Origin of the sequence: Streptomyces sp. NPDC060027 (assembly GCF_042737005.1) — a bacterium.
Classification (GTDB): domain Bacteria; phylum Actinomycetota; class Actinomycetes; order Streptomycetales; family Streptomycetaceae; genus Streptomyces.
The window spans coordinates 41,712-63,326 of sequence record NZ_JBHWVI010000026.1 but is presented as its reverse complement, the minus strand read 5'-3'; the positions used below and the strand labels follow the sequence as shown (position 1 = coordinate 63,326).

17 protein-coding genes and 1 pseudogene are annotated in these 21,615 nt (G+C 68.7%); 8 read left to right on the top strand and 10 right to left on the bottom strand.

Going from position 1 to position 21,615, the window contains the following annotated elements:
* Nucleotides 1-486: 486 nt before the first annotated feature.
* The 4 genes from ACFWBT_RS09725 to ACFWBT_RS09710 all read right to left on the bottom strand — a co-directional run bounded on the left by ACFWBT_RS09725 (nucleotide 487) and on the right by ACFWBT_RS09710 (nucleotide 4,962).
* Entirely contained in the window at nucleotides 487-2,808 is a 2,322-nt protein-coding gene (locus ACFWBT_RS09725) for a SpoIIE family protein phosphatase (RefSeq protein ID WP_385697755.1), read from the bottom strand.
* Between the two features lie 417 nt (nucleotides 2,809-3,225).
* Nucleotides 3,226-4,149, bottom strand: a complete 924-nt coding sequence (locus tag ACFWBT_RS09720; RefSeq protein WP_385697753.1) for a Ku protein — start codon at nucleotides 4,147-4,149, stop codon at nucleotides 3,226-3,228.
* A gap of 157 nt (nucleotides 4,150-4,306) precedes the next feature.
* Nucleotides 4,307-4,510, bottom strand: a complete 204-nt coding sequence (locus tag ACFWBT_RS09715) for a hypothetical protein (RefSeq protein ID WP_385697752.1) — start codon at nucleotides 4,508-4,510, stop codon at nucleotides 4,307-4,309.
* Between the two features lie 77 nt (nucleotides 4,511-4,587).
* Nucleotides 4,588-4,962, bottom strand: coding sequence for a DUF6233 domain-containing protein (locus ACFWBT_RS09710; RefSeq protein WP_385697750.1), 375 nt, complete (start codon nucleotides 4,960-4,962; stop codon nucleotides 4,588-4,590).
* A gap of 130 nt (nucleotides 4,963-5,092) precedes the next feature.
* On the opposite strand from ACFWBT_RS09710, the gene ACFWBT_RS09705 reads away from it, so the two are divergent.
* From ACFWBT_RS09705 to ACFWBT_RS09695, 3 genes are all read left to right on the top strand, one after another.
* Nucleotides 5,093-6,061 carry a hypothetical protein gene (locus ACFWBT_RS09705; protein WP_385697764.1) on the top strand — a complete coding sequence of 323 codons (969 nt, stop codon included), beginning with the start codon at nucleotides 5,093-5,095 and terminating at the stop codon, nucleotides 6,059-6,061.
* A gap of 170 nt (nucleotides 6,062-6,231) precedes the next feature.
* Nucleotides 6,232-6,408 carry a CsbD family protein gene (locus ACFWBT_RS09700; RefSeq protein ID WP_385697748.1) on the top strand — a complete coding sequence of 59 codons (177 nt, stop codon included), beginning with the start codon at nucleotides 6,232-6,234 and terminating at the stop codon, nucleotides 6,406-6,408.
* A 259-nt stretch (nucleotides 6,409-6,667) separates the two neighbouring features.
* Nucleotides 6,668-8,761, top strand: a complete 2,094-nt coding sequence (locus ACFWBT_RS09695; protein ID WP_385697762.1) for a SpoIIE family protein phosphatase — start codon at nucleotides 6,668-6,670, stop codon at nucleotides 8,759-8,761.
* A gap of 86 nt (nucleotides 8,762-8,847) precedes the next feature.
* Here ACFWBT_RS09695 and ACFWBT_RS09690 read toward each other — a convergent pair whose 3' ends face one another.
* The 4 genes and pseudogenes from ACFWBT_RS09690 to ACFWBT_RS09675 form a co-directional block, all read right to left on the bottom strand.
* Nucleotides 8,848-9,093 carry a DUF3761 domain-containing protein gene (locus ACFWBT_RS09690; protein WP_385697746.1) on the bottom strand — a complete coding sequence of 82 codons (246 nt, stop codon included), beginning with the start codon at nucleotides 9,091-9,093 and terminating at the stop codon, nucleotides 8,848-8,850.
* A gap of 284 nt (nucleotides 9,094-9,377) precedes the next feature.
* Nucleotides 9,378-10,097, bottom strand: a complete 720-nt coding sequence (locus ACFWBT_RS09685; protein WP_385697745.1) for an alpha/beta fold hydrolase — start codon at nucleotides 10,095-10,097, stop codon at nucleotides 9,378-9,380.
* A gap of 112 nt (nucleotides 10,098-10,209) precedes the next feature.
* A pseudogene (locus ACFWBT_RS09680) lies at nucleotides 10,210-10,812 on the bottom strand (transposase); the annotation flags it as partial.
* Between the two features lie 15 nt (nucleotides 10,813-10,827).
* The gene (locus tag ACFWBT_RS09675) at nucleotides 10,828-12,318 is read right to left on the bottom strand and encodes an IS4 family transposase (RefSeq protein ID WP_385697743.1); all 1,491 of its coding nucleotides are present in this window, start codon (nucleotides 12,316-12,318) and stop codon (nucleotides 10,828-10,830) included.
* 294 nt (nucleotides 12,319-12,612) lie between these two features.
* On the opposite strand from ACFWBT_RS09675, the gene ACFWBT_RS09670 reads away from it, so the two are divergent.
* From ACFWBT_RS09670 to ACFWBT_RS09660, 3 genes are all read left to right on the top strand, one after another.
* Nucleotides 12,613-13,866, top strand: a complete 1,254-nt coding sequence (locus ACFWBT_RS09670) for a PQQ-binding-like beta-propeller repeat protein (protein ID WP_385697741.1) — start codon at nucleotides 12,613-12,615, stop codon at nucleotides 13,864-13,866.
* Nucleotides 13,867-14,729: 863 nt separating this feature from the next.
* Nucleotides 14,730-16,910, top strand: coding sequence for a DnaB-like helicase C-terminal domain-containing protein (locus tag ACFWBT_RS09665; RefSeq protein ID WP_385697739.1), 2,181 nt, complete (start codon nucleotides 14,730-14,732; stop codon nucleotides 16,908-16,910).
* Nucleotides 16,910-17,482, top strand: coding sequence for a hypothetical protein (locus ACFWBT_RS09660; protein WP_385697737.1), 573 nt, complete (start codon nucleotides 16,910-16,912; stop codon nucleotides 17,480-17,482). The genes ACFWBT_RS09665 and ACFWBT_RS09660 overlap by 1 nt, the downstream gene beginning before the upstream one ends.
* Before the next feature lie 526 nt (nucleotides 17,483-18,008).
* Here ACFWBT_RS09660 and ACFWBT_RS09655 read toward each other — a convergent pair.
* Together ACFWBT_RS09655 and ACFWBT_RS09650 are read right to left on the bottom strand one after the other, a co-directional pair.
* Entirely contained in the window at nucleotides 18,009-18,851 is an 843-nt protein-coding gene (locus tag ACFWBT_RS09655; RefSeq protein WP_385697735.1) for a pentapeptide repeat-containing protein, read from the bottom strand.
* Between the two features lie 167 nt (nucleotides 18,852-19,018).
* Complete coding sequence (locus ACFWBT_RS09650) at nucleotides 19,019-19,513, bottom strand: hypothetical protein (RefSeq protein ID WP_385697733.1); 495 nt, start codon at nucleotides 19,511-19,513, stop codon at nucleotides 19,019-19,021.
* 526 nt (nucleotides 19,514-20,039) lie between these two features.
* On the opposite strand from ACFWBT_RS09650, the gene ACFWBT_RS09645 reads away from it, so the two are divergent.
* Both ACFWBT_RS09645 and ACFWBT_RS09640 read left to right on the top strand, forming a co-directional pair.
* Nucleotides 20,040-21,275, top strand: a complete 1,236-nt coding sequence (locus tag ACFWBT_RS09645; RefSeq protein WP_385697731.1) for an IS256 family transposase — start codon at nucleotides 20,040-20,042, stop codon at nucleotides 21,273-21,275.
* A gap of 65 nt (nucleotides 21,276-21,340) precedes the next feature.
* The gene (locus tag ACFWBT_RS09640) at nucleotides 21,341-21,580 is read left to right on the top strand and encodes a DNA-binding protein (RefSeq protein ID WP_385697730.1); all 240 of its coding nucleotides are present in this window, start codon (nucleotides 21,341-21,343) and stop codon (nucleotides 21,578-21,580) included.
* Nucleotides 21,581-21,615: the final 35 nt, after the last annotated feature.

Below are 21,615 nucleotides of genomic sequence, written 5' to 3'. Positions count from 1 at the left end.
CACCTGGTGAACGGCGCTGCTGACCTGTCGTCAGGGCGGCGCGAAGTGCATGCCCGTCCGCAGCGACGGTGCCGGCGGTCGCGGAGCTCCGCCACCGGCACTACATCGGGCTCAAGCGAAGTCACAGGCGAGACCGGCGCTGCCGGCCCTCGTGGACAGTTCGACTCCCGCCCTTGGCTCCACCGCCGCTCTAACCGGTGAACAACTGCTGTCCGATCTCGCGCACAGAGCCACAACGCGGCGCTGCTCTGCCCCCCGGCTCGGGCATGCGAACGTGACCAGCATCGACATCGACCCGACCCTCGCGGTGCGCGACGGCGCCGAGGGCCATTCCGGCAGCGGACCGTATGACCGCATCATCTCGACCGTCGGCCTCCACTCCGTCCCGAAGCTGCCCCCGGCGGGGCGCCGTGAAGGATGGGGAGACCGCGGCCGGTGGGGGCGGCGGAGATTGAGGAGGCGCCCTCGGAGGCGCGGGAGAGTGTTCTATGCCGGCTGGGGGCTTTCCTGTTCCGTCCAGATGGTCTTGCTGTTGTCACTGAAGCGGACGCCCCAGTTCTGTGCGAGTTCGGCGAAGATGAAAAGGCCGCGTCCGCCCTCGTCAGTGGTCTGGGCATGGCGAAGGTGTGGTGAGACGGGGCTGGAGTCGCTGACCTCGAAGGTGAGCGTACGGCCGCTGTTGATCAGGCGGAGGGTGATGGGAGGGGTGCCGTAGCGGACGGCGTTGGTGGCCAGTTCGCTGACGATGAGCTCCGTGGTGAGTGAGAGCTCGTCGAGGTTCCATTGGGTCAGCTGACGCCGCGTTCGGGCGCGGGCAGTGGCGATGGCCGAGGGCTCGGCGGGCAGGTCCCAGGTGGCGACGAGGCTGGGTTCGAGTACCTGGGTTCGCACGAGGAGCAACACCGCGTCGGTGCCGGGGGCGGGGACGGTGCGCACGGCCTCGTCGCACAGGTCGCCCAGGGGGTGTGTGCTTTGAGCGAGGACCTGCCGCAGACGGTCCTGGCCGGTCTTCCCTTCTGCCTCGCTCGCGGGAAGGAACGCGTCGGTGTAGAGAGCGATGATGCTTCCCTCGGGGAGGTCCAGACGGGTGCTGGCGAAGGTGTCTTCGCCGCCGCCCAGTGGGGGAGCGACGGGAACATCGATTGTCTCGGTGGCCCCGTGGGGGTGGGCGAGTACCGGTTGCGGGCCCCCGGCGAGGGCGAGGGTGCAGCTCAGGGCCAGGGGATCGTAGATCCCGTAGAGGCAGTCGGCGGTCAGTTTCTGGTCTTGCAGAGGGTCGCTGGTCGGCAGGTCGGCGCGTTCGGCGGAAAGTCGGGCCACGGTCTCGTTGAGGCGGGCGAGCAGTTCGTCAGGTTCCAGGTCCAGTGACGCCAGGGTGTGGATGGCGGTGCGCAGCTGACCCATCGCCATGGCGGCGTGGATGCCTGTACCGGAGGCGCGGCCGACGGTGAGGGCGATGCGCGCACCGGACAGGGGGAAGACGTCGAACCAGCCGCCGCCGGCATCGGCCGAGTGATGGAAGTGGGCGCTCTCCACGGCTGCCTGCGGCGCTGGGCGCTGGGCCAGGAGGCGGCGCTGCAGCGTCAGGGCGATGGTGTGCTCTCGGGCGTAGCGGCGCGCGTTGTCGACGTGCAGCGAGGTCCGTGCAGCGACCTCCAGAGCGAGGCCGAGGTCCTGGTCCACGAACGGGTCGCGGTCGGGAGAACGGTAGAGACTCAGTATTCCCAATACGCCGTTCCTCAGCGCCATCGGGGTGACGATGGCAGAGTGCGGGCCCGGCGAGCCCTGCGCGCGGGACGTCTGTGGCTGGTGGTCGGGGGTTTCGTCCGGCTGGTACGTGATCAGCTGGGGGCGTAGGTCCGTCAGGGACTGAAGCCACGCCCCAGGAAATCTGAACGGACCCGTACCGGTGCCCAGTGAGTCCCGTTGAGGGTCCGCCGAGGCGAAGGACATCCGCCGCAGGGGTATGGCGGCCCCCACGGGCCCGGGCGGGGGGTCATCGCCCCGCACGACGGGGTCCAGCAGGTCGACTTCTGCGGCGTCGGCGAAGGCGGGCACGAGGACGTCGACGAGTTCCCTGCAGGTGGCGTCCAACTCGAGCGTGTGCCCTAGACGTTCTCGCACGTCGTTGAGGACTCGAGCGTGGGCGAGGGCCCGCTCGCGGACGGTGACGTCCACCACCGCCGTGGATACACCCAGCACCCGGCCGTCGGCGTCTTGAAGCCGGAACACGGAGACGGAGTACACGTGCTCGTGAGCGGGGTCGTTGGGTGGGCGGCCGCGTACGAGCCGGTTCAGCGCGGGTTCGCCGGTGGCGAGCACGTCGTGCAGCATCGCCACGGTCTCTTCAGGGTGTGACAGATGAACCACGTCGCTGAAGTGGCGGCCGAACGCGTCTGCGGGCTCGAATGCGCTCATCCCCGCTGCCGCTGTGTTCACCCGCAGGACGCGCAGATCGGGATCCAATACCTGCATCCCGATGGGCGACTGGGTAAACAGCGCCGTCAACAATGCCTGCCCCCGTGCGTCGGCGCCCAGCTCCTCTGGGCGCAGCAGGTAGACGCCCCAGCCCGAGCGGCCATCGCGCAACGTCACGGGCTTTACCGCGAGCCCGGGAATCGCCGCTGTCCTGTCCGAACGGCAGTCCGGCCCGGCACCGGCGGGGGTCCATGCCGCGGTCAGCAGCTCCACAACGGGAACGCCGACCGCGAGGTCTGCGTCGCGCTCGAACAGTGACCTGGCCTCCTGGCTCCACCCGACGATGAGACCCGCTGCGTCGATGACGAGCAGCGCGTCGTCCGATGCCATGGCCAGATCTTCCATGCGTCGCCTCCGGCGCGGGCAGATCAGCTCTGCAGGCCGGGCGTCTGCGTCCGGTCAGGTCCCTTCCAGAGTGCCTCCCGTGCAAGGACGCCGCACGTCGACTCGGCCAAGCCGGCGCGCACCTTGGTGGTGTGCCATGCGGTGTCGGACGCCAGAAGAGACGAAGGGGGTCTATCTATCGATTGTTCGCTTCGAACCGGCGAGACGCAGCGATCGCTGGTCCCGGGCGACGACGATTGCGCCATTCCGACGGCCTGCCTCATGACCACGTTCTTGTTGACGAGCGATTGCCCGTGGCGCCTCAGTCAGCGGAAGCCTCGCCGTCGACCACGACGCCCGACCCGCCCACGCGGGCCAGCCCAGATAGCGAAACGCTGATGGAGTACTGAGCAGTAAGCAGGTCTAGGCGCTGCGCCGCGGCTTCCGCGCCGTCGTCTTCTTGGCTGCCTTCTTGGCGGGCTGCTTCTTTGCCGTCTTCTTGGCCGTCGTCCTTTTGGCTGCGGTCTTCTTCGTGGGCATGTCGTGGACGGTGGCGTCCTCGCCGCGGGAGGCCTTGGCCTTGGCCACGGACTCTTTGAGCGCGGCCATCAGGTCGACGACCTGCCCCGGCGTCTCCTCGGGTTCCTCGGCCGTGGGCGGTTCGCGGTTCTCCCGCTTCGCGTCGATGAGCTGCTCCACTGCTTCTGTGTACCGGTCGGTGAAGTCGTCGCCTTCCAGGTCGTCGCGGGTCAGCCGGTCGATGAGCTGCTCGGCCTGGGCGATCTCGTCATCGGTGAGTTCCACTTCTTCCGGTTTCAGCTGGGACGGGTCGCGGATCTCGTCGGCCCAGCGCATCGCGTGCAGGACGATGACGTTGTCGCGGACGCGGAGCAGGCCCAGCCGTTCACGGCCGCTCCAGGCGTACTTCGCGACGGCCACCTTCGACGAGCGCTCCAGGGCCTGCCTCAAAAGGGTGTAGGGCTTGGCCGCCACCTGACCGTCGGGCTCCAGGTAGTAGCCCTCGCCGATCTGGATCGGGTCGATGGAGTCCAGGGGCACGAAAGCTTCGATCTCGATGGCTTTCGCTGTGGGCAGCGGTATCTCCCGCAGCTCCTCGTCGAGGACCGGGATGATCGTGTCCTTGCCCCACTGGTAGCCCTTGCCGATCTCGGACTGCGCTACCTCGCGGTCCTCGATCTCGCAGATCTTGCGGTTCCGCACCCGGCCCATGTCCTCCAGGTGGACCTGGTGGAAGTGGATGCTGTGGTCCTCCCGGGCGTTGACCACGTGGATCGGCACGGTGACCAGGCCGAATGAGATGGCGCCGGACCAGATGGTTCGGGGCATGGGGGACCTCCGCGACAAGCCCCGAGGCCTTCAGCCTAGAAGCAGGCGCAGGCCCAAGCGCGGCGAGCATCGCTGGCTGAACGGGGGAGAGGCGGTCTCGGCCGTGGGCGGTCAGTCGAGGATGTGCAGGGCTGCCGGGCCACGTCGCAGCAGGTGGTTACGGGCGGCTGCTGGTGAAGCGGACGGTGGAGCCCCAGTTCTCCTGGACGGGGGCCAGGCACCACTGGCACAGGGGCATGCCGCCGTTGCCGTACTTGTGGGTGCGTCGCTGGCAGCCGGAGCACGGGCCGACCAGGCTGCCGGGGCAGGTGAAGGTGGAGGGGTCCGGTTCGCTGACCGGTGGCGGGGGAGCGCTGGTCATCAGGGTGTCCTGTTCCGGGTGATGGGTGGATTGGTCACCGCGAAAGCAGCCTGAGGCCAGAAGATGCAGGGTGCCGGTCAGCGCATCGCGGTGGAGAGGGCTGAGCCGGCGGATAAGTCGAGGATCTCCAGCGCGGTGTCGGGCTGGCAGTGACCGCAGGCGCGTACGCCTGAGGTGAGGAGCCGGCGTGCTTCGTCGCGCGGGACGGGGCGCCGTCGTTTGCCCGCGGCGTAGCAGCCGCCGACGTGGACCTCGATGGGCGGGCGGCCGTTGCCGATGCCGAGTTCGACGACCCAGTCCGGCTCTGTCGGCCGGTTCTGGCGGCCCTGTTCCTGTTCGGCCTCCCGCTCCTGGAGGGCGGCGATCTTGGTGTCGATGCGCTGCAGCCACATGGCGTGCCACACCCGCAGGGTGAGCAGTCGCCCCAGGTCAGGCGGCAAGTCATCGAACATGTATCCGATTCTAGATCCAGAGGTCACCGGGTTCACCGTCTCGCGTGTTCGAATTCTAGTTCGATAACGTGGAGTGGAGGAGGTGAGTGCTGTGGAGACAGGGACCGAAGCACGACAGGGGGCGAGCGTGATGCACGTGCGCTGCCCGGACCGGCTGCCGGAGGACCTCTACCGGCAGGTGCTGGAGCAGATGGCGGAGCTGTCGCCGGTCGTCCAGGCGCTGCCCCCGACAGCCGCCCTCGCGGAGCTCCGGGGCGCGCTGCGCTACCACGGGGTGGACGCCGCCCGGCTGGGGGAGGTGCTGCGAGTACGGACCATCTCGAGGCTGGGCGTCGACGTCCGCGTCGGGATCGGCCCGTCCATCACCGTCGCCGCCACCGCCTCCGGCCAGATCCCCGGCCCCGGCGGCGTCCTCGCCATCACCCCCGACCAGGTCGCGGACTGGTTCGGACCCCTTCCGGTCGAGGCCCTGCACGGCATCGGACCCCGCCAGGCCCAGGCCCTGCACGACTACGGCGTCCACCGCATCGGCCTGCTCGCCGCGATCCCGCCCGCCACCGTCCAGCGCCTCCTGGGCGGCCGCACCGGACGCCAAGCCGCCGACCGGGCCCGCGCCATCGACCCCCGCCCCGTCGTCCCCCGCACCCTGCCCGCCACCGCAAGCGTCCACCGCGCCTTCCCCCGGCACACCCTGGACGGCGCCGCCGTCCGCGCCGCCCTCCTCGACGCGGTCGTCACCCTCGCCCTCCAACTGCGCCGCCGCGACCAGGCCGCCCGCGGGCTGACCCTGACCCTGCGCTTCGCCGGAGGCACCAGCTGGGAAAAGACCCGCCGGCTGGCGGAGGCCTCCGCACACGACGACGACCTGCGCACGCTGGCGTATCGGCTGATCGACGCGGCAGGACTCCAGCGCGGCCGGATCACCGCCATCACACTGAAAGGCGAAGACCTTGTCGCCGCCGGCCAGGTCGCCGAGCAGATCAGCCTCGACCAGACACGCGAGGCCCGCCTCGTCGCCGAAGAAGTCAGCGACCGCATCCGCGCCAAGTTCGGGCCCAACGCGATCCGCCCCGCCACCACCCTCCTGCGCGTCTCCTGAATCCTCGGACCCATCGCGGAGGCGAGACCCATGCTGCTCCATCCCCGGGTCCGATGTCCCGCCTGCTATCACCTTGGCCGTGGTTTGTCTCGTGCAGCGCTTGTCGAGCGATATATGCAATTACGCCCTAGTTTGTCACCGTCACTGATTTCTCATGCAAGGAGCAGGACATGGCTGACAAGGGCGGCATGGACAAGGCGAAGGGCAAGGCGAAGGAAGCGGTCGGCAAAGTCACCGGCAACGACCGGATGAAGGCCGAGGGAAAGATGGACCAGGCGGAGGGCCAGGCGAAGGAAGCCGTGCACGACGCCAAGGACTCCATGCGCGGCAAGCACAGCAAGCACTGAAGCGCGAACCGGTAGAGGGTCCCGCCTCCAAGAGGACGGGCCCTCCACCGGAGCCCTGGCGATGAGATGGGCTGCGCAGCAGGAGTGGGCCGGGCGAGTGGGTTGCCGACGTCCGTTTCATCGCCCTGGTCGCGCAATACACGGGGCGTATTGTCGAGGGACGGTCGTCATGCACGGCGGGCGATCCCCCTCCCGCGATGCCCGCCCGTGGGGATTGGGATGTGTGGTGTCCAGCCGCAGCGAGAAGCCCGGCGTCGGGATGCTGGATGACGCCCTGGCGGACACGGTGCGCCGCACCGGCGCTTCCGCTGGCGGGATCTACCTGCTCGACGAGACCGCGCAGGTGCTGGGTCTTGTGGTGATGTGCGGTGTTCCGCTGGAGGTGGTGTGGCCGTGGCGGCGAGTGCCGCTGGGCGCGCCCGTTCCGGTGGGAGATGCGGTCCGCGAGGACCGGCTGGTCTGGGTGGGGTCCCAGGACGACATGGCCCGCGCTTATCCCCGCGCCGCCGCGAGTCTGCCCTACCGGTTCGCGCTTGCTGCGACCCCGCTGCAGGGCAGAGGGCGGTGCTGGGGCGCGCTGATGCTGTTGTGGCCAGCCAGCCATCCTGCCGGCGCCACCGCGCGCGAACGGGGCCACATCGGTTCCGCGGCCCGGCGCATCGCTCGCCTCCTGGACGAGTCCGCTGTACCGCCTGCCGTGCCGGAGGATCCTCGGCTCATTCCGGCCGGCGGGGCCGCCCGCCCGCACGGCGGCCAGTTGCCGCAGGCCGCGGTGGACTACATCGAGCGTCTGCCCGAAGAAGCGCTGGGCCTGGACCTCCAGGGCCGGATCACCTTCCTGACCGCCTCGACGGAATTGCTGCTCGGCGTCGATGCCGGACGACTGCTGGGCACCCGCCCCTGGCAGTCCCTGCCCTGGCTGGACGACACTCATATCGAGGACCACTACCGCACGGCCGTCATCAGCCGTGACCCGGTCACCTTCACGGCTCTGCGGCCTCCCGACACCTGGCTGGAATTCCAGCTCTACCCGGACGCCAGCGGTATCAGCGTCCGCATCACCGCCGCCCCGGCACCCGAGCACGGCTGGCCCGTGCCCGCCCGTGCATCGCGGTCCACCGGTGCCGCATCTACGCCCCCGCAGGTCGGGCGCCTGTATCAGCTGGTGCACCTGGCAGCCGCGTTCACCGAGACGGTCGCCGTTCGCGACGTCGTCGAGCTCATTGCCGACCAGGTGCTGCCCGCTTTCGGCGCGGACGGCCTGGTGGTGTCGGCGAACGACGCCGGCCGCCTGAAGATCACCGGGCACCACGGTTACGACCAGCAGACGATCGACGGACTCGACGGCCTGCCGCTGGACACCGACCTCACCCCCGCGGGACAGGTACTCGCCGACGGCATCCCCTCCTTCTTCGCCAGCCCCCGTGAGATGGCCCGCCGCTACCCCAGAGCGCCGCAGATCAGCGGCAAGCAGGCATGGGCCTTCCTGCCGCTGGTCGTCTCCGGCAAGCCCGTGGGCTGCTGCATCCTCTCCTACGACCGGCCACACGACTTCGGCGCGGACGAGCGCGCCGTGCTGACCTCGCTGGCCGGGCTGATCGCCCAGTCCCTGGACCGCGCCCGGCTCTACGACGCCACCCGCGACCTCGCCCGCGGCCTTCAACAAGCGCTCCTGCCCCGTAGCCTGCCCCTCCTGCCGGGCCTGGAGAGCGCCGCGCGCTACCTGCCCGCCAGCCGTGGCATGGACATCGGCGGTGACTTCTACGACGTCATCCGCATCGACGCCACAACCGCCGCAGCCGTCATCGGCGACGTCCAGGGCCACAACGTGTCGGCCGCCGCCCTCATGGGGCAGGTCCGCACCGCGATCCACGCCGCTGCCGGCGCTCCGCCCGACCGGGTCCTGGCCCGGATCAACCGGGTCCTTGCCGACCTGGAAACCGACCTGCTCGTCTCCTGCCTGTACGTGCACATCGACCTCGCCCGCCAGGAAGCCGTCCTGGCCAGCGCAGGCCACCCACCGCCGCTCCTGCACCATCCCGCCATGCCGCCCGGCGTCATGGAACTCGACCCCGGACCCCTGCTCGGCATCGACACAGACCTCTCCTATCCCCTCACCGTCCATCCGCTCCCTCCGGGAACCACCCTCGCCCTCTACACCGACGGGCTCATCGAAATCCCTGGCACCGATGTCGACCAGAGGGCCAACAGCCTTGCCCGCCACCTTGCCCAGCACGACGGGGACAGTCTCGAGCGCCTCATCGATGTCCTCCTCCACCACGCCCGGCCCACCGCCCACTACACCGACGACATCGCCGTCCTTCTGCTGCGCACCGGTCCACCGCCCACGTGAGCCAACACCCACCACGGGCGCCGCAACCAGGCCGGCCCCGTTGCTACCAGCGCAGCGTCACCGGGTGGGGGCGTTCGCCTGTCTGCCTACCGGTACCAGTACTTGACGCCCCGGTGGTGGGAGCAGGTGCCCCGGAAGCTGGCGCTGTAGGAGTAGGTGCCGTCCTTGCACTTCGCTGTCGCCCCGCGCGGATGGGACGAGTTCGCCTTGCAGACGCCCGTCGTGTGCCGGGCGCACGACGCAGCCGCAGCATCGGTGGCAACTGCCACCGGTGCCAGTAGCGCGCCTGCCATGACGGCCGCAGCCACAGCGCCCCGGAATTTGGTCAGCATGAAGTCCCCCTCAGTGGTTCGGAGACGCGATCATGCGCCGCTGGCTGGCCCCTTCGGTGCGATGCCGTTCCCTGATCACCGGATCGTGACAGTCGTGGCCGGCCCGTCACGGGACGTTCGACCCGCGCGAACACCCGTACGGCAGCGCGACCCAAGGTGCCCCGCTCATGCTCACGGTCTGTTGGTGCCGTGCGTGCCGCGGATGCGAGTAATCGTCAAGACCTGTGGATCGGTGGCTATCTGCGGAGTCTGACTTTGGTGTCACTATGACCGCGGTGGGTTTCTCAGGCGACGCCCTCGAGGAAGTCCGAGAGCGCGGTGTGCAGGGCTTCAGGCTGTTCCAGGTGCAGGTCGTGGCCGGTGCCGGGCATGCTCATGGCCATGGTGGCAGGTCGCTGGCGGAGCATCTCCTCGGCTTCGTGGGCAGGGATGAAGCTGGATTGGGCCAGGACGACCAGGGTGGGGCACGCGACCTGCCCCCACTCGTGCCAAAAGGAACGCTGGGCGTTCTCCGCCAGCGAGCGAACCATCACGTCCCGGTCGAAGCGAGGGCACCATCCGCCCTCGTGTTCCTCTAGTCCGGCCGCCCAGCCTGCGCCGACCGGTCCGCCGCCGAGGAACGCGGCTGCCGCTTCGCGTGAGGGGAACGGTGTCGGCCATGAGTCGAGCCATGCGCCGATGTCCACGGGGCTGTTCGGGTTCGGACCGCCGGGTCCGGCTTCGACGAGCACGAGTGCCCGGACCAGTCCGGGATGTGCAGCGGCGGTGAGCATGGCGGTGTGCCCGCCCAGCGACTGGCCGACCAGGACTGGCCGCTGCAGCGCCAACTGATCAACGACGGCGATGACGTCGGCGACGTAGGCGGTGCGGGAGACGTCCTGCGGGTGGCGCTCGCTGGCGCCGTGCCCGCGCTGGTCGACCGCAATGACTCGATACCTGGAGCTCAAGCTCTGTGCCAGCACGTCCCATTCACCTGCGTGACCGGCCAGGCCGTGCAGCAACACGATCGGCTGTCCCGGCCCGCCCCAGTCCCGGCAGGCAAGCCGGACACCGTCTCGCACCAGCACGTGTTCAGACCCTGCCACGGTCGGCCCCCAGGGAATCGGCTGGCCTTGATCATGCCGCAACCACCTCGGAGCGTTCGACGAGCTCGCCGCGTTCGAAGCGGGCTCCGGCGTGGACGAAGCCGACGAGGTGGGGCGCGTTCACGGCTCGCCACCTCTGCTGGGCGGACTCGACGAGTTTGAAGACCATCGCCAGGGCGGCGGTGCGGGAGCCGGCCCCCGCGGGTGACCTTGGTCCGCAGGCGGACGGTGGGAGAAGGTGGATTCGATCGGGTTGGTGGTGCGCAGGTGGATCCAGTGCTCGGCGGGGAAGTCGAAGAGAGCCAGCAACTCGGCCTCGGCGTCGGTGATCTTCTTGACGGCCTTGGGGGAACTTCACGCCATAGAGCTGGGTGAACGTCTTGATCGCTGCCTGCGCGTGCTGCTTGTCCTCGGCGTTGTAGATGTCCTGGATGGCCTTCTTCGCGCCGGGCTGCGCGGACTTCGGCATGGAGTCGAGCACATTTGCGGTTTTGGGAACCCAGCACCTCTGCTCGCGGGTTTCCGGGAACGCCTCGGCCAGCGCCTTCCAGAAGCCCAGGGCGCCGTCCCCGACCGCGAGGACGGGGGCGCGCATGCCCCGGCGGGCGCAGTCGCGCATCAGGTCGGCCCAGGGCTTAACGTCGCGTCGCTATTTGGCTGTTGGTTGAGGTGTGACGCGCGGGGTCTCGTCTCGGTGGCAGATGGTGATCGTGTAGATGACGTTGCCGGTCGGCACGGGTCCGGGGGCTCTCACGCGGTGGTTGGGTGCCTGTCTGGCGCGTGGTCTGGTGCGATGGGGTCTGCAGGGGATGAGCTGGGCCAGGGCCTCCGCCTGGACGATGGTGATCAGCGAGGGCTGTCCTGCGGCGGGTCGGTAGTGCAGGTGGCGGCGGATCGCGCGGAGAACCGCGGTGAAGGAGATGCGGTCGGGGTCCAGTGCCCGATCGGTCGCGGGATCGCGGCTGGCCTGGGCGGCACGGGCCCGTTGGGCCTGCAGGTACTGGTGGGTGATGAGCAGTCCGTAGATTTCCTGGGCGACGCCGTCGGGATTCTTGGACCGCAGCAGGGGCCGGTGGTCGCGTTGGAGGATCTTGGCCTCGAACAGGCTGGTCTCGCTGTTCCAGCGTTCTGCATAGACCGCGGCGACCTGCTCGGCCGGGGCTTCGCGGGGGTCCAGCAGGCTGGTGATCACGCGCAGGGGACGGGTGCGGGGCGATCCGTGTTCGGGGGTGGCGGTGATGTCGGCGTCCACGACCCGTACCGCGACGCCGTGCGGGTGGCCCGGGGGCATGCGCCGGTTGCAGAATCGGGAAGCGGCCTGGCGTTGGCTGGAGGCCCGGTCCGGGACGCAGGACAGGAAGCTTCCGTCCGCGAGTTCGCGCAGGTGGGGCAGCCAGTGGTGGGCATGGGCCCGGACGATGAAGTCGGCGCCGCAGTCGGTGATCCGGGCGAGGATGTCGTGGCCGTGGAAGGCCCGGTCCATCAGCACGAGCTGCCCGCCCGACAGCGTCGGGTACGTGGCCAGGTGTTTGGCCAGGGTGACTTCGTTGTCCCGGCGCGGGCCGAAGCAGGCGCCGAGGATGCCGCGGGTGCCGCAGGCGATCAGCAGGACGAGTTTGACCTGCGGGTGGCGTCCGGGTTTGCGGCTGCCGCCCGGAGGCGGGCCGAACGCCTTGGTGTTGGCCGGCGTGGGTGCGACATCGAGGACGGTGCCGTCCAGGGACAGCATCAGCAGGCGTCGGCCGAAGGCGAACGCGCCGGGCGACTGCGCGGTGGTCAGCGGGCCGCGCACCTGCTCGAACAGGACCTTCAGCGGCTCAGGGCCCAGCCGGGCACGGGCCTTGGAGACGGCGGAGGTGCCTGCCACCCGCAGGGCACCCGTGTGGACTGCTCCCCGCATGCCGTCGGTGAGCTTGCGCAGGATCTCCGCGTAGCTCTCGCTGAAGTGCAGGCACATCGCCAGCACGAAGTAGACCACCGCGCCGGCCGGCAGGCTTGCGCACCAGCGTCTGTCGAGGCGGCCGCAGGAACGGACGGCTTCCTCCACCGCTTGCGGGGACACGAACTCATCCAGTGCCTCCAGCCGGATTCCGGCAGCTGCCCGCGCCGACGTGATCCGCTGTCCAACTCTGGAGTTCACTCCCGCTGCGGTGACACGATGACAAGACATCGAGGCTCCACAGGTCAGATCTCTCACCAATATCCGACCTGCCAGGGGCCTCGATGGCCGTCAACCCCCTCAACGCCAAGCGCGCATCAACCACACCTTGGGGACGCGACGTTAGGCCCAGGGCTCGCCCGACTCGCGGTAGCCGTCCTTGAGCGCGACCAGTTCCTTGGAGCGCCGGTGTGTTCTGAACGCATGTGACGCTTCTGTGAGGGTAGTGGGTCGTGGTCATCCTGACCGGGTGACTTCCGACCAGGGGGTATCTCGTTGAAGGCAACAACACGCCGTTCAGGTAGGAGACTTGGCGTCGTCTGCGTCGCCGCCGTCACGCTGTTGACGTTCACCGGCTCGCCGCAGGCGGCGGCTCCGGTGCCGGGGCGGACCGCTACCGCGGTCGAGCTGACGGACGCGACGCTCGGCTACCGCGCCGACAGCCGGGCCGACAGCCTCGTCGCGGGGGCCACGGCGGCCCCGCCGTACAAAAAGCTGTGGTCCCGGGATTTTGGGACTGTCGTCTCGGCACCCGTCGCGGTCGGCGACAAGGTGTACGCCGTCGTCAACGCGGACGACGGCACCGAGGGTGGCCCGCGCATGATGCTCGTCGGGGTCCAGGCCGCCACCGGCAAGGACCTGTGGCCGGCCGTCTCCCTGGAGCAGAACGAGCCCCAAGCCGGGGTGTCGTACGGGGGCGGCCTGCTCTACACGCAGACGTCGCGCGGCACGATCGCCGCGTGGGACCCGGCCACCGGACAGCAGAAGTGGTCGATAACCCTTGACTCGGCGTCCATGCAATACCCGCCCGTCTGGTACGACGGCCTGCTCTACCTACAGGACGGCCGCCGCACGGCGCTGGCGCTGCGCGCCGACACCGGCGCCCAGGTGTGGACGGCCCCCCTCTCGGAGTACTCCTGGGCCCCGACCGTCGTCGACGCCTCCGGCGTGTGGATCGGCTTCGACGGCATCGCCTGGCACCACCTCGACCTCAAGACCGGCGCTGAACTGCACCGCTTCGAGGTTCCCGACGTCTCGGGCGCCTACGGCAACCCCGTCGTGCTGGGCGCCGGCGCGGCCTGGATGCGCAGCAGCGACAGCGACGACGAGACGGTCACCGCCTACGACCAGAAGACCGGCGCGGCCGTGCGAAAGCTGCCCGCGGACGCTACCCCGGTCTTCGGCCCGGGCCGCGTGTACCTCGCCTATCACGGCAAGGTCAGGGCGCTTAGCACCAGCACGTACAAGGCCGCCTGGACCTACACCAGTTCCGTGAACGCGGCCACCGTGCGCCTAGTGGCCAATGGCTACGTGTACGTGGAGGACTCCGACGGACGCCTTGTCGTGCTCGACCAGAAGACTGGCAAGGTCGCGTGGTCATACCGGCGTTACCCCACGCCGCCGCCCATGTCGAACATCGTCGCCGAGGACGACTGGCGCGGTTTCGTCGTCCCCGGCATCGCCACCTCCAAGGCCCGGCTCTTCGTGCCCGGAGCCGAAGGCACCCTGATCGCCTTCGGCAAGGAATAGGGCGGCGCGCTTCCCGGCGGGGTGTATTGCCCTGTGAGGTTGGGGACGCGGCTGGCGGGTGGTTGGCCTTTCAGCCACGAGGGATGCCGTCGCATCGGTGCGAGGCCGCGGACGATCGACGAGTACTTCGCCATCGAACAGTCGCTGCTGGCGCCGTTACTGAACGAGCCGTTCGAAACGGGCCGACTGTTCACCCCGCCCTCGGGCGACATTGAGGACCCGCGGCATTTTCGCAGCCGGGGATCAGGCCGCGAGCAAGAACCACGCGCACGACCAGCACGGGAGCGGAGGCTCTCCCTGGCCATCCACTCGCGCGCCCAGTGGAGCTCGTCCGTCAGCGGTGTATTGCGTGCTCTTCACGGCCACAGGCACCTCACTACCCCAAAAGAAGTAATACTTAGTGCGTCAATAGTTATTAACTTGCCTCAATAGGTGGTGACTTGTTGTTATGATGGTGGCGAGTTGGGGAGAGTGAGGCCATGGCGCAGACGCCTGAAAGTGAGCACGCTCGGGCCGTCAGGAATGTGACCGAGGCCCGCGAGGAGCTGCACGCTCTGGTGAAACTGACGGAGGGTCCAGGCGGCCGGTCGACAGTGATCGACAATCGTGGCGTGCGTGCTCTGCTGGCGCCACTTGACCGGTTTCCCGCGGCTCGGCACCCGGACGGCAATGGGCTGCCCACGCATCCCCTCGGTTCGGCGCAGAAAGACCTCGGTGATCTCGTTGCGCTGGCAGCGCAGGGACAGCCTCAGGTGCTCAAGCGATACACGACCCCGGTTGCGGTCCTGTTGCCCGTCGACGGACCGATCAGCGGCTCTCCATCCGACTCGGCCGCGCAGGACGCGGCATCCGCAGGAGGTGCGGTGAACAGCCAGCCCAGTCCCAGCCGTGAGCGCGGACGCCGGCTCGCCACCCTCGGCGACGCCATCGGCGAGGTCCTCTCCTCCGGACCCGCCCCCGGCCTCTCCTTCGGACTGGCGGGCCTGGACGAGGCGACCGGTGGCCTGCAGCCGGGCCGTCTGGTCCTGGTCGCGGCCGAGCCCCAGGTGGGCGGCAGCCTGATCGGCCTCGCAGCGGCCCGGCATACCGCGCTCGTCCGCAATGGGCGTGTCCTGTACGCGGCATCAGGCCCCAACAGCGCCGACATCACCCGCCGCATCATCGCCGCGGAAGCCGACGGCGACTACGCCCGCCTCAAGACCGGCGTCCTCACCCCCCACGAACAGGAAGTCGTCGAACGGCTCCGCCACGCACCGCTGCTCATCGACGACGGCAGCGACCTGACCGCAGAAGCCATCGCAGACACAGCCCCGCTCACCGACGACCTGGCACTGGTGGTCGTGGACCGTCTGCAACGGGCCCGCAACCCGCACCTGCCCCTGTCCGGCGAACACCTTCCCGAAGCCAGCCAGATCCTGCGCGAACTGGCCCGCACCCAGCACGTACCGGTCCTCGCTGTCCTGGACACCGACGACCCAGCCATCGTGAACCTGCTGGACGCCGACGTCATCCTCACCCTCACCACGACCCCCGGCCAACAGGTGACGACCGTGACCGTCGCCGAACGCGACCTGGGCATCATCGGCACCACGACCCTGCGCCCCGACCTCGCCCACGCCCGCTTCCTCGACACCACCCCCGCACCCGCTGCGCCCGCCACCGGCACTCCCGCGGCCGCCGACGCTGTCCCGGACATGGTGGGTACCGCCGCCGACCGGGAACTGGCCGACGCCGCCCTCCCCTTCACCTCCGGTGCCGTCAAGGGACTGCCCGCGGAGACGACCCGTCTGCTCGCGGCCCTGCGCACCGCGCTCGCAGGCGGCCAGGTGAAAGACCTCGACGAACTCCGCGCCCCCCTGCAGGCCATGGCCACCGCCGAACTGCACCTGCCCGACCACGTCGAGGGCCGCCGTCTGGCCACCGCGCTGCACGCCTACAACACACCTGCCTCCACCGACAGCACTGCACAGCCGGACGCTCCCACCGCCCGGCCCGTAGCAGGCAGCAGTACCGACTCGGACGATGCCGCCGACGACGCCCGACGGGATGACGATGACGGCCTGGTCCCCGGTGATGAGGAGGACGAGCCGGAGGGAGCGGTCTTCCCGGCTCTGAGGATCCTCAAGGACGCGGTGGGCCGGTCGAAGATGCACCCGATCCCGGTCATCCGCTCCGAGGAACGAGAAGACGGACCCTGGCCGTTGATCAGCGAGGACATGGCGGGCGAGCCCAGCTGGGTCCACCCCGACGTCACGAGCAGCCGCGTCGCGCACATCCGGGACAACGGCAAGCGCATCAGGCGCGACCAGCTCGATGTCCCCACGTCCTTCGGCGACGGCGTGATGTGCCTGATCGACCGCAACGGCAGCTACCCCTCCGCCTGCTCAGCCGTCCCGCTCGCCCCGAACAAGCTCCTGCACACCGGCCCCCTCGACGCCTTCGACAAGACCCAGGCCGGGATCTACCACATCGACATCCCGGAGTGGAATCACCCGGGCATGCCCCACCCCCTCGGCCGGCTCGTCGACCGGCCCGACGACCAGGGCCGCGTGTGGGTCACCACCCCACACATCAAACAGCTCGAACGCCTCCACCGCGACAGCCACCTCACCGCACCCGTGACCATCCACGACTCCTGGACCGGCAAGGCCAACGAGTCCCTGTTCAAGCCGTTCTACGCCGCGGCCCGCGAGGCCCGCACCGAGCTGGTCAAGGTGGGCGGGGAGCCGTACAAGAACTACAAGACCCGCCTGTCCATCGCACTGCGCCTGCTCTGGCCCAAGCGGCCCGAGTCGCGGTCCCCGTTCTGGCGGCCGGACTGGCGCATGAGCATGGTTGCCGAAGCATCCGTCCGCCACTGGACCGTCGCCTTCAAGGCCGTCCAGGAAGGCCACACGCTCATCGCCCTGCGCAACGTCGACGCCGCCATCTTCTGGACCCCTCAGGACACCCCGCCCGGCACGTACCGGATCGGGACCGGGTTCGGCGAAGTGAAGGCCAAGTTCATCCCCCGAGGCGAGTTCATCCCCGAAGGTGACGACTGATGGCCGGACCCACAGGCCACGGCGAGTCCCTCGGCGCCGCACTGGGCGACCTCCTGCGCGCCCAGGTCACACCCCGCCACTGGCTGTCCTCCTACAGCGCCAAACACTGGCACGCCCAGCTCAGCCAGCTCACCGGAACCCACCGCGGCTACCAGGCCCTGGAAAGCACCGGCCTCGACGTCCGACCCGACACCCTGATCAAGTGGCTGTCGGATCCCGACTACAACGTCCGCCGCAGCTACCGCGACCTCATCCACACCGCCTACGAGAACGTCGCCATCGTCCCCGCCGAACCCATCCCCGACCTCATCAAGAACGGCCAGTTCGAGATCAGCGGTCTCGTCAAAACCGGCAACGACGAACGCGAACGCGGCACCCGCCGCGCTGCACCCCTGCGCATCGACGGACGCCGCGGCGACTGGAGCGCCATCGAAGCGCTCTGGCTGGCCGGCGACCTCCGCGACGACGACTTAGAGGACCGTTTCATCGACAATGTCATCGTCGCCGACATCGGCGAAGGCACCGATGGCTGGGAGTTCGGCGGAAGCTCGTACTCAGTCGAGCTCAGGTGACGCCTGCCAGGCGCTGAACCGGGCTCGGCCCGAACCGGTTCCTTGCGTACTCGACCATGAAGAAGTCGACCGAGATGCTTCGCTGACACAGAAGAGCCAGCTCTCAGCGATCCCGGACCGCTCTACGGAGAATCATGTCGCCTTGGTGGACGCGGTGGTTCATGAACTGCCTGAGACACAGAGCGACGAGCACGCCGGATAGGCCGTCAACGACGGTGCGCTGCTGGCAGTGCGCGTCGATGCAACGGGTACTGAGACGGGGGCGGCGCCCCCGGACGGCGCAACTCGTCTTGTCGTCACCGCGCCTGTACGTGGCATCGACCGACTGCAGAGCTGACTATTGAGGACATCGGCAGGACCTGGGGCTGCCGTATCTCCTGCCGATGCCAGTGGATGTGCTTCGGGACACCCCTGTCAAAGCCGGTCGACCCTCCACTTCTCATCCGGCAGCACATGAGCAGTTCCTCGCTGCACGTCCTGACGCCTGAGTTCTCACGCCAGGCGTGGTTGCCCTTGTTGGACACGCTCAACGCCTCATAGGCTCGCCGGCGAGGCGGTGGACCGTGGTCCGGAAGACGACCCACACCCCGTCGCTCACGCGCAAGGACCGGCCCAGCATGAGGCTTTCGAGGTCCGGTGGCCACTGAGTGGCCGCTGTCCAGCGGGCTCCGGACAGGCGGAGGAGACCGCGGCCGGTGTGTTGCCAGGGTCCGGTGTCGATGTCGTCGAAGACAGCACCGCTGAGATCGGCTTCCTCGAAGTCGGTCTTCCACAGCTGCGCACCGGTGAGGTCGGCATCCCTCAAGTCCGCACCGGCGAGGACCGCGCCGCGCAGATCGGCACCTCTCAGGTTGCAGCCGCGGAGTTGGCCGCTCATGAGCTGCTGTCGCCGCAGGTCTGTGCCGCTGAGGTCGGCCTCCTCCAGATTGGCAGTATGAAGGGCTGTTCGCAGACGCGCGTTTCTCAGATCGGCGCCGTGCAGGTCGGCATGGTGCAGGTCGGCATTTCTCAGGTCGGCGCCTTGGAGGTCTGCGCTGCGTAACGTCGCGTCAGAGAGCACCGCTTCTCGTAGGTCCGCACCCGTGAGCCGGGCGTGGGCGAGGGTTGCTTTCGGCAGGCGTGCGTTGCGCAGATCGGCGTCCGTCAGGTCCGCGTGCCGCAGGTCGCAGTTGTTCAGATGGGCATCCCTCAGATCGGCACTGCGCAGACCAGCCCCCTCCAGGCTCGCCGAGGTGAGATTGGCTACCTGAAGATTGGAGCCGTCGAGGTCGGCGTCCCTGAGGTCCGCGTCGCGCAGGTCAGCCCCGCGCAGATTCGCCCCGGGCAGGGCCACTCCGCGGAGACTGGCCTTGTGCAGCCCCACGTTCACGAGCAGTGCGCTCTGACCATCCCGAACGCTACTGCTCAGGCGTCTGGAAACAGTGCTCCGCTGGCGTGAACTGGGTGTGCCAGGACTGGCACCGGCCTGAAAGGCCGGTGCGCGACGGGAGAGAACGGAGACGATACGGCCGACGAGGCTGTCTGCACGCACAGCGGTCACTCTCCCTCAGAAGTGGCGGTTGCCGGACCGACTGCCGACTCTGAAGAGGAGAGCGAGCCTCCTGCTTGCGGCCCGTTGCGGGCTGGGTTGTCCTCCGCCTGCGGCAGGAGTATGCCTTTGTCGCCGTGGATGAGAAGGGGGACCATGGTGGTCAGCTTCTCCAGCAACAAGGGTGCGGTAGCCCCCGTCAGCACGGCAATCCACGCCGAGGCCGCTTGGGGTGACGTACTCACCACGGTTGCTGACAGACCTCCGCCGACCATGATGCGCAGCGTTCCGGCGATGCTGTAGGCGAGCAGGCCCGGCACGGCCAACTCCTGCGGCGGCTGGTGACCGCGACGGGTGGGAACAGCGGCCCGGTTCGGCGTGAGCGTGCTTGCCCCCACACACCACGGCAGCCTGTGCCAGCGGCGAACCGCAATGATGAAGTCGAGGGCTTCCATGGCGAACCCGCCAAAAGCGCCCCACGCCACACCTTCCCAGAGTTGCATGACAGCGACGATAGGCAGGCGCCCGGAAGCCGGTGAGGGAAGACGGAAAGCAAGAACCACGTGAGCTGATTCGGCGCCCTAATGCCACTCTAAGCACAAGAGCTGACGTATCGTGACCGCTTGATCTTGGCCAATCTCACGCCCAACGGCCGCGTCTGACAGAACCCCCGGGTACCCGAGGGGACTAATGCTGGGAGACCCTGAACACCTTCTCCGGGCTCTTGAGATGTGCGGCGGTTCAAGGCCCAATAGAACTGCTGAGCGTCCAGACTCGGATGTGCGGCCACGGCCCCTCGTCTTGCCGCGATGGGCGTCGCCGTCCATTCCGCCTGTCAGTAGCCCTCTGCGCGAGGGGTGTTGGGGGACCTCCGCTCAGCGGCCCAGGCGTAGCGCCCGCTGGACCGGGAGCAATGCTCATGACTTGTGGATCGGCCTCGGATTGGACGCGAGGGCGTATCTTCCCGAGTGATCGACTTCTGGTCATCGAGTAGACCGACGTTGCACCGTCGGTCAGGAAGGCACGCCCGTGCTGAGCGTAGTGAATGGCGAGGGAACGACTGAGACCGGCTCCCTGATCGACGACATCGTCCGGGAGGTCGCGAGGCGGATACTGGCCACCGCACTGGAGGCTGAAGTCAACGCCTACATAGCCGAGTTGGCCGAACACCGCGATGAGCACGGGAGCCGCCTGGTGGTGCGCAACGGCTACCACCAGGCGAGGAAGGTCACGACCGCGGCAGGGTCGGTCGAGGTGAAGGTCCCGCGGGTCAACGACAAGCGCGTCGATGAGACCACCGGCGAGCGCAAGCGGTTCTCCTCGGCGATCCTGCCGCAAGTCCCCCAAGGTCAGCGAGGTGCTGCCCCTGCTCTATCTGTACGGCCTGTCCTCCGGCGACTTCGTGCCCGCCCTGGAACACTTCCTCGGCAGCTCGGCGGCCTCTCACCGGCGACGGTCACCCGCCTCACCGAGCAGTGGCAGGCCGACCACGTCGCGTTCGGTGGACGTGATCTGTCGACCAGCGACTACGTCTACGTATGGGCAGACGGTATTCACCTGCGCATACGCCTGCGCGAGGCGAAGTCGTGCGTGCTCGTGCTGATGGGCGTGCGCGCGGACGGCACCAAAGAGCTGATCGCCATGAGCGACGGCTACCGCGAATCCGCCAACTCCTGGGCCGACCTGCTGCGGGACTGTGCACGCCGGGGCATGCGCGCTCCCGTTCTCGCCGTCGGCGACGGCGCACTCGGGTTCTGGAAAGCCCTGGCAGAGGTGTTCCCCTCGGCCAGGCATCTGAGATGCTGGGTTCACAAGATCGAAAACGTCGCGAACGCCCTGCCGAAGTCCGCCCAGCCCGGCGCGAAGAAGGCACTGCAGGAGATCTGCAACGCGGAGGATCGCGACCACGCGCTCAAGGCCGTCGCCGCTTTCGCCAGGACCTATGGCGCGAAGTTCCCCAAGGCGGTCAAGAAGATCACCGACGACGTCGACGAGCTGCTGGCGTTCTACGACTTCCCCGCCGAGCACTGGATCCACCTGCGGACGATGAATCCGATCGAGTCGACCTTCGCCACTGTCCGCCTACGGACCAGGGTCACCCGGGGCGCTGGCAGTCCGGCCGCCGCCTTGGCCATGGCCTTCAAGCTCGTCGAGTCCGCACAGCAGCGGTGGCGGGCCGTGAACGCACCCTACCTCGTCGCCCTCGTCCGCGCCGGAGCCCGCTTCGAACGCGGCCTCCTGGTCGAGCGGCCGAAGGCGGCGTGATGCACGAAAGTCGCCGACCGGGGCGGCCGTGGTCGCGAAACAACCGTGGCTACGTTTTGCTCAAGGTGGACACCGTCGAGGACGACGCCTGGATGTCCCAGCCACAAGCCGCCCGCCACCTGGGCGTCACGCTCATCCGCGTCGGGATGCTCATCGCCAACCGCCGTCTGATACCGGCAGAGAACCCAGCCGGACAGGCTGGGGTGACAACCGCCAGCGTGCAAGCCGAGGAAACCTGGCGAGCGAACGCGACGAAGCGGGCGAAGCTCGCCCGCCTCCTCAAGGATACGATCAACTGGTTCTGATCACTGATCCACAGTCTTGACGATAGCTCCCGGGC

Coding starts and splice junctions, on each gene's coding strand:
- ACFWBT_RS09725 (WP_385697755.1), bottom strand. CDS start 2,808: ATGGCATCGGACGACGCGCTGCTCGTCATCGACGCAGCGGGTCTCATC.
- ACFWBT_RS09720 (WP_385697753.1), bottom strand. CDS start 4,149: ATGCCCCGAACCATCTGGTCCGGCGCCATCTCATTCGGCCTGGTCACC.
- ACFWBT_RS09715 (WP_385697752.1), bottom strand. CDS start 4,510: ATGACCAGCGCTCCCCCGCCACCGGTCAGCGAACCGGACCCCTCCACC.
- ACFWBT_RS09710 (WP_385697750.1), bottom strand. CDS start 4,962: ATGTTCGATGACTTGCCGCCTGACCTGGGGCGACTGCTCACCCTGCGG.
- ACFWBT_RS09705 (WP_385697764.1), top strand. CDS start 5,093: ATGCACGTGCGCTGCCCGGACCGGCTGCCGGAGGACCTCTACCGGCAG.
- ACFWBT_RS09700 (WP_385697748.1), top strand. CDS start 6,232: ATGGCTGACAAGGGCGGCATGGACAAGGCGAAGGGCAAGGCGAAGGAA.
- ACFWBT_RS09695 (WP_385697762.1), top strand. CDS start 6,668: ATGCTGGATGACGCCCTGGCGGACACGGTGCGCCGCACCGGCGCTTCC.
- ACFWBT_RS09690 (WP_385697746.1), bottom strand. CDS start 9,093: ATGCTGACCAAATTCCGGGGCGCTGTGGCTGCGGCCGTCATGGCAGGC.
- ACFWBT_RS09660 (WP_385697737.1), top strand. CDS start 16,910: ATGGCCGGACCCACAGGCCACGGCGAGTCCCTCGGCGCCGCACTGGGC.
- ACFWBT_RS09650 (WP_385697733.1), bottom strand. CDS start 19,513: ATGCAACTCTGGGAAGGTGTGGCGTGGGGCGCTTTTGGCGGGTTCGCC.